The organism is Pseudorhodoplanes sp., assembly GCF_035565855.1.
In the GTDB taxonomy this organism is placed as follows: Bacteria; Pseudomonadota; Alphaproteobacteria; order Rhizobiales; family Xanthobacteraceae; genus Pseudorhodoplanes.
Genome location: NZ_DATMRX010000015.1, coordinates 1 through 11,348, shown reverse-complemented (window position 1 = coordinate 11,348; position 11,348 = coordinate 1). Strand labels below are relative to the sequence as shown.

12 protein-coding genes are annotated in these 11,348 nt (G+C 60.0%); all 12 read left to right on the top strand.

The annotated features are described in order from the left end of the window. Positions 1–98: 98 nt before the first annotated feature. Entirely contained in the window at positions 99–1,046 is a 948-nt protein-coding gene (locus VN004_RS01005) for a Gfo/Idh/MocA family oxidoreductase (protein ID WP_325606244.1), read from the top strand. Further along, positions 1,043–2,146: a hypothetical protein gene (locus VN004_RS01000; RefSeq protein WP_325606243.1), complete on the top strand. Its 1,104-nt coding sequence runs from the start codon at positions 1,043–1,045 to the stop codon at positions 2,144–2,146. Before VN004_RS01005 ends, VN004_RS01000 begins: the two co-directional genes overlap by 4 nt. Continuing rightward, complete coding sequence (locus tag VN004_RS00995; RefSeq protein WP_325606242.1) at positions 2,146–3,450, top strand: hypothetical protein; 1,305 nt, start codon at positions 2,146–2,148, stop codon at positions 3,448–3,450. Before VN004_RS01000 ends, VN004_RS00995 begins: the two co-directional genes overlap by 1 nt. After that, entirely contained in the window at positions 3,447–4,163 is a 717-nt protein-coding gene (locus VN004_RS00990; RefSeq protein WP_325606241.1) for an acylneuraminate cytidylyltransferase family protein, read from the top strand. The genes VN004_RS00995 and VN004_RS00990 overlap by 4 nt, the downstream gene beginning before the upstream one ends. A gap of 25 nt (positions 4,164–4,188) precedes the next feature. Beyond that, a complete protein-coding gene (locus VN004_RS00985; RefSeq protein ID WP_325606240.1) occupies positions 4,189–4,986 on the top strand; it encodes an SDR family oxidoreductase in 798 nt (265 codons plus the stop codon). A 17-nt stretch (positions 4,987–5,003) separates the two neighbouring features. After that, entirely contained in the window at positions 5,004–5,912 is a 909-nt protein-coding gene (locus tag VN004_RS00980) for a hypothetical protein (RefSeq protein ID WP_325606239.1), read from the top strand. Then, entirely contained in the window at positions 5,905–6,945 is a 1,041-nt protein-coding gene (locus VN004_RS00975; RefSeq protein ID WP_325606238.1) for a glycosyltransferase, read from the top strand. Before VN004_RS00980 ends, VN004_RS00975 begins: the two co-directional genes overlap by 8 nt. Before the next feature lie 109 nt (positions 6,946–7,054). Beyond that, complete coding sequence (locus VN004_RS00970) at positions 7,055–8,050, top strand: glycosyltransferase family 4 protein (RefSeq protein WP_325606237.1); 996 nt, start codon at positions 7,055–7,057, stop codon at positions 8,048–8,050. Beyond that, positions 8,047–8,814 (top strand): class I SAM-dependent methyltransferase, encoded by a 768-nt coding sequence (locus tag VN004_RS00965; RefSeq protein WP_325606236.1) that lies wholly within the window; start codon positions 8,047–8,049, stop codon positions 8,812–8,814. Before VN004_RS00970 ends, VN004_RS00965 begins: the two co-directional genes overlap by 4 nt. Positions 8,815–8,816: 2 nt before the next feature. Then, positions 8,817–9,695 (top strand): glycosyltransferase family A protein, encoded by an 879-nt coding sequence (locus VN004_RS00960; RefSeq protein ID WP_325606235.1) that lies wholly within the window; start codon positions 8,817–8,819, stop codon positions 9,693–9,695. A gap of 12 nt (positions 9,696–9,707) precedes the next feature. After that, complete coding sequence (locus tag VN004_RS00955; protein WP_325606234.1) at positions 9,708–10,871, top strand: glycosyltransferase family 4 protein; 1,164 nt, start codon at positions 9,708–9,710, stop codon at positions 10,869–10,871. Between the two features lie 33 nt (positions 10,872–10,904). Beyond that, a partial coding sequence (locus tag VN004_RS00950; protein ID WP_325606233.1) for an NAD(P)-binding domain-containing protein occupies positions 10,905–11,348 on the top strand: 444 nt, incomplete at its 3' end.

Below are 11,348 nucleotides of genomic sequence, written 5' to 3'. Positions count from 1 at the left end.
TCATTGGACGTCATTGCGGAAACGAACCGGCTGCTGTTGCGGGCGCTCGGGTCGGTCGTGCTCGATGCCTATGACGATGACAAGACCGTGCCGGTAACATGAAGAAGATCTTGCTGATCGGCGCTGGCGAGATTGCGCATGAATATGTGCGTGCCTTATTCGCTCTTGGTGTTAAGGATATCCACGTGATGTCACGGACGATGGCGTCGGCCGAGGCATTTTGTGAGACATGGGATCTGATGCCCGCACAGGCGAACGACAATGCATTTCTCCCCGCGCGAGCGCGCTACTATGACGGCATCATTGTGGCAAGTCCGGTCAGAACATTGCTGCCTTACATCGAGGTGCTTGCCGACGCGGGCGCGCGGCGCGTGTTGGTCGAAAAGCCTGTCGGACTGCGCGCCTCTGACCTCGACGGCTTCCTGACCAAATATCCGGACGCGCCCGTTACCGTGGCGCTGAACCGACTGTTTTTCCCTTCGATCGCCGCTTTGCGCGAGAAACTGTCGACCGAACCGGTTCGATCCGCCGAATTCAGCTTTACGGAATGGGTGCACCGCATCGCGCCGGAAAAATACTCATCGGATGTTCTGGAGCGGTGGGGCGCAGCAAATTGCATCCATGTCATCGCGACCGCATTCGATCTTATTGGGATGCCTCGCGAACTCGACGCACGGACATCAGGGGCAGGAGATATCGAGTGGCACCCGGCGGGATCGAATTTCGTTGGTAGCGGCGTGACGGAGACAGGCGCCCTGTTCTCGTATTCATCTGACTGGATGAGCGCGGGGCGCTGGTCGTTGACCATTCGCACCGCGCGCGGTGCGTACAAGCTTGAACCCATGGAGCAACTGAGTTTCTGCCCGAAAGGCAGTGTGAACTACGAAGTGCTTGTGCCGAACTGGGCTGGCTCGACGAAATGCGGCTTCGTCGAGATGGTGTCGCACTGGATGTCTGCGCCAGGTCCAGATGTGCGGGTCTCGTTACCTCGGTTGCGTCAGCATCTCGCGGTCGTCGGATCGATTCTCTACGGCGAGGCCCCTTGACGCAGCGTGCGCTTCATCCGGCTGATCTCGCCGATGATGGTCGAGGCAGTTTCGGATTTTACCAAGTATTGCCGAGTGACCGTCCGCGGCTGTCGGCTGATTGGCCGACGATCAATTTGCGCGCTTTGGGCGGACGGTTGAGCGAAACAGATTTCGAAGATTACAATGAAAGTGATCTCGACGCATTGTCGCTCGCGCTTCTGGCATCAGCTGCCGACGGCTTGCCCACGGAGATCGACTGGCAAAGGCTCGCGACCGGATTGTCGTTGCTGTATGCTAATCAATTGCGGCCGGGCGGACAACGACCGCGGCGAATGGCTGCTGCACGCGCAAATTTTTATCTTCGAGACTGTCTAGACCTAGAAAGGTCGGAAGACGCCGGGCTCGTCGATGAGAGAAGGTTCGACAGGCCGTTCGTATGGGACTGGCAGCCGCTGCCTGAGGGCGAGTTGGTGGTCGACAGCTCTGAGAAAAACTTCAGTTTTCCTGAAACGGGCGGGGGCGCAGCTTCTGTGCGCCTGGGGTTGCCCACGCAGATGGATTCCGTCGGGAACAAGCGGTTCTCGATTTCGTCATGCTATAGCGATGGCTGGTATGAGTGGACAATGGGAGAGGTTCCCATTTTCCACACACACCATCGTCCCGTCGTCCTTGCTTTTGTCTTCGATAGCGAACAATTCGGTCTCGACCGTGACGGCATTGTCTGGCGTTTCGGAGATGGCAAGGAAGTCGCGACGATCGACATCGAGACCGTATGGCGTGCGCGCATCATCGGCGAAACGCTGTACGTTTCAGACTGGGGTGAGCCGGGGGTGTTGACGGTCATTGACGCCCATACATGGCGATCTAGGAAGGTAAGTTGTGGTCCGGCTCTGCTGACGAACGATGTCTGTCGATTGGGAAGCCGCTATTACATTATCTGCAAGATGCAGGGGCGCGTGTTCTCCTTCGACGAGGATATGAATCCACTGGACAGCCGGATGTCCTTTGGCAAGGGCCGCGGGCGGCTCTATGACCCGATTACGATCCGACCGCATCAAGGAAACCTCTGCGTTCTGTCCTGGCTGACCGGAGCACTCGCAACTGTGAAGCCGTTCTAATGCCTGTTCTGCACGTTGTTCACTGCATCGATACCGAGGGGCCTCTTACCGAGACCCTAGAGGCGACATTCGGCCGGCTCCGCTCCGCTTTTGCCATCGATCTGCCGCCAAGCCGTGAAACGTTGCGTCGTTTGCAGAATTGCGAAATTGATCTTGCAGGCCGGGAAGAAGCTGTTGCCCGCATGTTGTCGCCGGAATTGCTTGCGTACAACTCATCTTGGGACGACATTCGTGTGATGCTCGATGACGCGATGTCGCCAGACTTTCGCAGGAAGATGGTGGATGGTCGCGGCGGCGGATGGGTCTACTCATGGCATTGCATGGACCACATGTATTATGCGGAGAATCCACGCTCCAAAGACGTTGGATACGGCCATGTTTTCCGGTTCTATCGCGAGATGATCGCAAAGACTCGCAGCCCGGACGAACTAAACTGGCACTTTCACCCTCGTTCAATCACCGGCTATCCACTGCATGCGGCGACCAGCTTCGTTAATTCGTACGAATTGCTGACCGAAATTCTCTGTCGGCGCATCCTTGAGGATGGCTGGTTCCCGGTCGTCAATCGTCCAGGCTTTCATGCCGAGAGGCCGGACTCGCATGCTTTCCTGGAACAATGGATTCCGTTCGACTACGCCAACCAGGTACACGAAGATGAAGTCGACCAGCCTGATCTAGCTGGTGGCCGTTTTGGCGACTGGCGTCGCGCTCCGCACAGTTGGCGTGGATATCGGCCACATCACGACGATTACCAGGTCGAAGGTCATTGCCGACGCGTCATCTTCCGTTGTCTGAATGTTGGCACGCGACTGCGATCGCTATTGCCTCACCATGTCCGCCAAGCGTTTGTTGAAGCGCGTGATCATGGTGTCGCCATCCTGTCGTTTGCCGACCATGACTATCGAGATATCCGACCGGACGTCGAAGCCGTCCGGTCTATGCTGAGAGACGCAATGGGCGACTTCCGAGATGTCGAACTGCGCTTCTCTGGAGCTGAGGCCGCCGCACGCGACCTTCTGGGCGTTGCCGATGCGCCGATGCCCGAGTTGATCATTCGGCGCGATGGCGCGCGCGTAGAAGTCGAACTCAAATCCGGCCAGATTTTCGGCCCTCAACCGTTCCTTGCACTTAAGCTGGTCGATGGGTGTTATCGTCACGACAATCTCGACCTGCAGACGCCGGGCAAGGCTTGGAGTTACATCCTGGATGACCAGACCATGCCTCCGGATCAAGTCTCGGAGGTTGCTGTTGGTGCGGCCGGGCGGCACGGTGGGTTCAGCGTTGCAAAACTGAAACTCGCATGACGTCTTCGATTGTTGCTTTCATATTTGCGCGTGGCGGCTCGAAGGGGCTACCAGGCAAGAATCTGCGGCCACTCGCCGGGAAGCCGTTGATTGTCCGCGCCATCGAAACCGGACTGGCGCTTACGCGCGTTAGTAGGGTTGTTGTGTCGACTGACGATGCGGAAATTGCTGCCGTGGCGCAGCGTGCCGGCGCGGATGTGCCGTTCCTGCGCCCTGCCGAACTTGCGACTGACGCAGCGCCGGAATGGCTGGCATGGCAGCACGCCATACGCGAGGTACGGGGGAGGGGAGAAGCGGTCGATGTTTTCGTCAGTCTGCCTCCGACATCGCCGCTGCGCATACCTGCCGACATCGATTGTGCGATCGACCTGAAGCTCAATTCGGACGCCGACATTGTCATTACGGTGCGTGAGGCGGAGCGCAATCCGTATTTCAACATGGTGCGTGCCGGCGCGGGCGGCGCCATGGCGCTTGCCGTCGAAGCCAGCTTCCATCGTCGGCAGGATGCGCCACCGATCTACGACGTGACCACAGTTGCGTATGTCGCGCAGGCGGATTTCATTTTGTCGGCCATGCGCATTTTTGATGGCAAGGTGCGTGCCGTGGAAGTGCCACGCGAGCGCGCCATCGACATCGACACGGAATACGACATGCGCATTGCTGAGGCGACGGTTAGCGGCCCGCTCGGTGGGCCAGCGCGTGTCGTAGACTGATTTAATCAAGCGAGGACTGCAAACGGTGAGCCGATCGATCAAGGATCTGATGGACCTTTCGGGGCGGGTCGCGGTTGTGACTGGCGGTGCAGGCCATATCGGGCGCGAGATCTGCGACACGCTCGCCGAACTCGGTGCTGCGGTGGTGGTCGTCGATCGCCAGGGCGCCAAGACCTGCGCCGATCGCGTCGCGTCGGATTTCAGTGTCAAGACCCTCGCACTCGACATCGACCTGTCCGATGAGGCTGCAACACGGTCCATAGCAGCGTCCGTCGAACGGAGGTTCGGTCGCTGCGATATCCTCATCAACAATGCGGCTTTCGTTGGCACGAGCAATCTGATCGGCTGGGCCGTTCCGTTTGCTGAACAGTCTGCAGAGACATGGCGTCAGGCGATCGAAGTCAATCTGACGGCAGTGTTCGCGCTCAGTCAGTCTCTGGCCCCGCTACTCAGTTCTCGTGGAGGTAGCATCGTTAATATTGCGTCGATCTACGGTAATCTCGGCCCGGACTGGCGCCGCTATAAAGGCACCGTCATGGGGAACCCCGCTGCCTATGCCGCGAGCAAAGGTGGACTGATTCAGTTAACGCGATGGCTAGCCACGACGTTGTCTCCGCAGGTACGGGTGAACGCGATTTCACCAGGAGGCGTGGAGCGGGCGCAACCGCAGGCATTCGCTGACCAGTATAACGCGCAGACGCCGCTCGGCCGCATGGCGCGCGAGGAAGACTTCAAGGGCGCCATTGCATTCCTCGCGAGCGATGCTTCCGCTTATGTTACCGGCCAGAATTTGATGGTCGATGGTGGATACTCGGCGTGGTGAAGGCTGATTGCTACCCCATGCGTATCGGTCTGTTCATCCCCACCTGGCGGCGCGACTATGATCGTGTGCAATCGGCGATCTGGATTCGTGCCTTGCAGATGATCGAGCCGCTGCGCGCGCTCGGTCATGACGTGTCTGTCAACAATCCACTGCGCCGCTATGATGTCGCGATCTATCACCGCGGCATGTTGCGCAAATCCGTCCATGTCGTGCGTGCGCTGCGGCATATCGCGACCCGCGTCTATTGGGACACCTGCGTCGATTATTTCCAGCGTCACGAGGCTGCGGGTGACGATCATGTCGAGTCGTCGCGTGCGATCGCCGGCATCGTCGATGGCATCTGTGTACCCACCGAGGGCATTGCAGAGAGCGCGCGCCGCTACAACGACAATGTCTTCGTCATGCCGGATCCCGTTGACCTGCAGCATTTCTCCGCCGTCAAGTCTGCAATAAACTGGGACGAACCGGTATTCGGTTGGTCGGGCGTTGCGGTGAAGGCGCCGCCACTCGATGCCTATGCCATGTTGCTCGACGGTCGGGCGTTGGTGATCGCCGAAAAGCCACCGGCGCTGTCGTTTCGCTTTGATTTCGAGCGCTGGACGCATGTCGGCTTCCCGGACGCGCTGCGCCGTTGTGATATCGCGTTCCTGCCGCGCACGCTGGAATCGACTTATACGATCAACAACAGTAGCTTCAAGGCTTTGGTCTTCGCCGTGCTTGGCATTCCGATTGTCGCTAACCGACTGCCGTCATACGAGATGATGGCGGCACACTATGACGGCATCGCCTTCCTTGAGGACTTCGGCGGTGATGCGAACGCCGCCTTGCAGGCACTCCGCCGGCGCAGCGTTGATCCGACGCGCGTGCGCGCCGCTTATGATCGTTTCGGCTGGGCCGAAAAGTTGACGGACTGGTGCCGTGGCTGACGGGCTAAAGGTCCATATTCTCTATCCGTTTCGAGAGGGACCATGGGGCGGCTCAAACCAGTTGTTGCGGACCTTGCAACATGAACTGAACGCTGCAGGACTGTGGACGGATGCGCCGGATGTTGCCGATGTCATACTGTTCGACAGCTTCAACGCAGCGGAGGACGTTATTGCCGCAAAGCGTCAACTCCCGGATACTCCGTTCATCCATCGTATTGATGGCCCTATTTCGCTCTATCGTGGTAATGATCGCTACGTTGACCGTTTGATCTATGCGTTTTCCGAGGACGTAGCCGATGGTGTTATTTTCCAAAGCAGATATAGCGAGGCGGCCAACCAATCGCTCGGTATGAAACGCCCGCTCCAGTCGGCCGTGATCTTGAACGCACCAAGCGACGCTTTCGGACCGAACGAGCGAGTTGAGCCGACAGATCAACGAACGCGCTTGATAGCTACGAGTTGGTCCGCAAACTGGAACAAGGGATTCGATGTCTTCAAGCATCTCGACGAGCATCTGGATTTTTCCCGATTTCAGATGACATTCGTTGGTAACAGCCCAGTCGAATTCAAGAACATTCGGCATCTGCCACCGCAGGACAGTAAAGGCGTCGCAGCGTTGCTGCGCAGTCATGACATCTATGTCATGGCAAGTCGCAATGAGTGTTGCTCGAATGCTTTGGCCGAGGCGTTGGCATGTGGATTGCCGTCAGTGACGCTTCAAAGCGGTGGCAATGCGGAGGTAATGGGTGATGGCGGTGCTTTGTTTTCCAGTATTGAGCAGGTGATTCCGGCTATCGATCGTGTGGCTGGAGAAATTGAACGCTTTCGTCACGCGTTGCCCGTGCGGACGATGACCGATTTGACTCGGGACTATCTTGGCTTTTTCGAGCAGGTTTACTCGGTGCGGCGACCGCGGAAGCGGCTTTCGCGCGCCGGGGCAGTGCGGCTGAGGACTCTTCTGTTGGCCATGCGGTTGCGAACCAAGTTTGACAGTGCGCGGCGGCGTGCTTGGCAAAAGGTGAGCCGTGCATAGCCAGGTGCAACTTGCCGAACCGTTGGTCAAATTCGCTGCGCGTAAAGCTTACAGGCTTGCGCGCGGTACGCAGGCTGCGGTCAATTGTCTTCTGCCGAAACGTAAGGCGTTGGCCGTTTATTATGGTGGTGCCCGCGTCGGCGACGTTGGGGGGCCGCTGGTCAAGGTCAAGCGGTTGTCCGAGCATTTTCCAGACCATCCGCTTGGGTTCAATCTGGCTTACCTGCTCAGCAATGCGCCTTATGTGCCGGCAACGGCGTTGTGGCTTCTCAAGGCGCGTCGCATCCCGATCGTGGTCAATCAGAATGGCGTGTTCTATCCTGGCTGGTATGCCGGGGACTGGAAGACGCCGAACCGCATCATGGGTGAAGCTTATCACGTCGCCGATTGGGTGTTTTGGCAAAGCGAATTTTGTCGCAGAGCTGCCGACAAGTTTCTTGGCGTGCGGGCCGGGCGCGGCGAGGTGCTCTACAATGCCGTCGACACCGTGCGCTTTGCGCCTGCGCCGCGCAGCGAAAGAAAGCCTTTCGTGTTTCTGATCACCGGCAAGATCGGCGATCATCTGTCCTATCGGCTGGAGAGCACTATCGCCGGCCTTGCAAGTGCACGCCAGCAGGGGCTCGATGCGCATTTGCGCATCGCCGGCACTGTCGGTGCCGGAGCGCGCCAGGCGGCAGACGCGCTGGCGGAACGGCTCGGCGTGGGCGGGCAGGTGAGCTATGTCGGACGCTACAGCCAGGAGGATGCGCCCGCCGTCTATAACGCGGCGGATGTCTATGTGATGACCAAGTACAACGATCCCTGTCCGAATACGGTGCTCGAGGCGCTCGCCTGCGGCCTCCCGGTGCTCTATTCCTCCAGCGGCGGCGTGCCGGAACTGGTCGGGTCCGATGCCGGCATCGGACTGGATTGCGGTGCGGAGAACTGGGACAGGCCGCTGGTGCCCGCGACCGATGCAATAGCCACCGGTATGATCCGGATCGCGGAGGGCCATGAAACCTTCGCGGCGAAAGCGCGGCAGCGCGCGGTCGAACGTTTCGATATAAGCTACTGGCTTGCACGGCATCGTGCCGTCTTTGCCCAATTGCTGGAAGAAAAGTCATGAGTAGCAAGCGTGCCGCGCTCGCCGTCGCCGAAGGGGTATCCCGTCTCTGGCGAGTCTTGCCAGCCAGGCTGAGGGAGAATTTCATCTTCGGCCTCTTCGTACTGGAGTCGCGTGGCGATTCCGCGGAGGGCCTGCGCCGCCTGTTCGCGTTGCAGGACCGGCTGGAACTGGCGGTCAACGAGCGCGCCATGGCCTTTGGCCGCGGTGAGCACCCCAAGCATCGGCTGACCCGCTATCACGACTACTTCATTGGGCGCATCGACGACGGTGAGCGCGTACTTGATGTCGGCTGCGGCTATGGCGCTGTCGCGCGCTCCATCGCGCGGGCAAAGCCGGCGTCCAAGGTTATGGGTGTCGATTATGATGACGGACGCCTTGCGCAGGCGCGAGCCGGCGACAATCCGACGAACCTGTCATTTTCCGAATCCGACGCGACCAAGACGGTGCCAGATGGGCCGTGGGATGTCGTCGTTCTCTCCAACGTGCTCGAGCACATCAAGGATCGCGTCGGACTGCTCAAGGCGCTGCAGGAGACAACCAAGGCAAAACGTTTTCTCATCCGCGTTCCGCTGTTCGAGCGCGATTGGAAACTTGCAATGCGCCGCGAACTCGGCGTGAATTATTATTCCGATCCCGACCACAAGATCGAACCGCGCCAGTCCGAATTCCGCGACGAGATGGCGCAGGCAGGACTGACCGTTGATGAACTGATTACGCCCTGGGGCGAGATCTGGGCGACGATGTCCGTTGCCAATCGGGTCTAGTCATGGCCGAGCCTATCGTCAGCGTTGTCGTGCCCTGCTACAACGGCGGGCGCTTTCTCCATGCGATGCTCGGTAGCCTTGCTGCGCAGACGTTTCGCGGCTTCGAGATCATTATCGTCAATGACGGATCGAACGAGCCGGAGACACTCCGGGTCCTCCATTCTCTGCCGACGGATGTGCAGGTGATCCATCAGGAGAACCGGCATCTATCAGGGGCGCGCAACACCGGCTTTCGGGCGGCGCGTGGTGAGTTTGTCCTGCCGCTCGACGCCGACGACATGCTCGCACCGGATTTTCTCAGCGAGACCGTGGCGGCATTGCGCGCTGCGTCCCCCGAAGTCGGTTTCGTTTTCACGCATATCCAACTGACCGGCTCGTTGCAGGGACAAATTCGTGGCTATTTTGATCGCTTTGATCAGTTGTTCCTCAACCGCCTGCCATATTGCATGCTGATGCGGCGGTCGGCCTGGGAGACGATAGGCGGCTACGACGAAGCGATGCGACGCGGCATGGAGGATTGGGAATTCAACATCCGCCTCGCCGCCGCAGGCTATCGCGGCATCGCCATCCCAAAGCCGCTGTTCCTATATACAGTGCGTTCGGACGGCATGCTGCTGAGCCAGTCCGCGCGGATGCAAGGTACGGTCTGGCGCCAGATCCGGAGCAAGCATCGCGATCTCTATCGGTTGCCCGCGCTCGCACTCTTGCTGCGCGAAAAGTCGCGGGGCGTGCGTTCGACGCTGTCAGCGGCGTGTCTATTAGGGGCCGCAAAGGTGTTGCCCGATGCCTGGTTTGACGCGTTGTTTTTCCGCCTCATGATGACGGTCCGCGCGGCTCGCATCCGGCGTGGACACCTTGGTTCGCCAGGTGCGAATGCGTAAGAGAATCGCGCCTTGAAGTCCGGGCCGACGCTGGTCTTCCTCGTCACCGAGGACTATTATTTTCTGTCGCATCGTCTACCGATGGCGCTAGCCGCGCAACGCGCGGGCTACGATGTCCATGTCGCGACGCGCGTCGGATCGCGCGGGGAGGAAATCGCGGCGCATGGCTTTAAGCTGCATTCACTCGACTGGAAACGGGGCAGTACCAATCCGCGCCATCTCTGGTCAATCGTCCGCCAGGTGCGTGCGCTCTATCGATCGCTGAAACCCGACCTCGTGCATCACGTCGCATTGCAGCCGGCAGTGATCGGATCGGTTGCCGCCGCTGGTCTGCCGATGAAACGGCTGAATGCATTTGCCGGTCTTGGCTTTGCCTTCACTTCACGCAGTCCGAAGGCGCGGATCATGCGGCCGATCCTGACCGCACTGCTGCGGTGGCTCATGGGCGCTCCCGGTGCGTCGGCTCTGGTGCAGAATCCGGATGACCGGCGGGCGCTGGAAGCAATCGGTGTCGCACCCGATCGCATCACTCTCATTCCGGGCTCGGGTGTCGACGCGGATAAGCTGCGGCCGTTGCCTGAGCCGGACGGCATAGTGACCGCGGCGTTCGCCGGGCGCTTGCTCGACGACAAGGGCATCCGCGCACTGGTCGCGGCGCATGAACTTATGCGTGCTCGCGGGAAGACGATCCGTTTGCTGATAGCCGGCGACCGCGACCCGGCAAATCCAGCATCGATACCGCCCAAAGAGGTCCAGCGCTGGAAAGGCCTGCCCGATGTCGAGGTGTTGGGCCACGTGAACGACATCAACGCAATCTGGGCGCGCGCCCATGTGGCGGTCCTGCCATCGCGCCGGGAGGGCCTGCCCAAGAGCCTGCTCGAAGCAGCAGCGTGCGGGCGGCCGATCGTTGCGACCGACGTGCCGGGGTGCCGCGAGATCGCGCGCCACGAGGTGAATGCGTTGCTCGTCGCCGTGGACGCGCCCGATCCGCTGGCAGGTGCACTCACGCTACTCGCTGATGATCGCACCCTGCGCGAGCGGTTCGGAGCGGCCGGCCGCAAGATGGTCGAGGACGAATTCTCCAGCGCCCGGGTCGGAATTCAGATTGTCGCGCTGTATGACCGTTTGCTCGGCCGCGGCTCAGGGCTATTGCCCGAGCCTGTAGCGACCAGCTAAGAAGCCCGCCACCCACAGAACAGGCACCAAATCGTGTCCCATAACAGAAAGATCGCCGTGATCGGCCTTGGCTATGTCGGCCTGCCAGTGGCGGTCTCGTTTGCCCGTGCAGGCATTCCGGTGGTCGGTTTCGACATCGATACGCGGCGGATTGCAGAACTGCGTTCCGGCCACGATCGGACGCGGGAGGTTGAGGCTGCGGATCTGGCTCGACCGGGGCTGTCGCTCACGAGCGATGCCGCCGACCTCAGGGCTTCGGACTTCTTCATCGTGACCGTGCCGACGCCGATCGATGATGCCAACCGGCCGGATCTGGGCGCGGTGTTCGGCGCCTCGGAGACCGTCGGCAAAGCCATGCACAAGGGCGCGATCGTCGTTTACGAGTCCACAGTTTATCCCGGATGCATTGAGGAAGACTGCGTACCGGTCCTCGAGCGCGCTTCAGGATTGCGTGCCGGTTCCGATTTCACGGTTGGC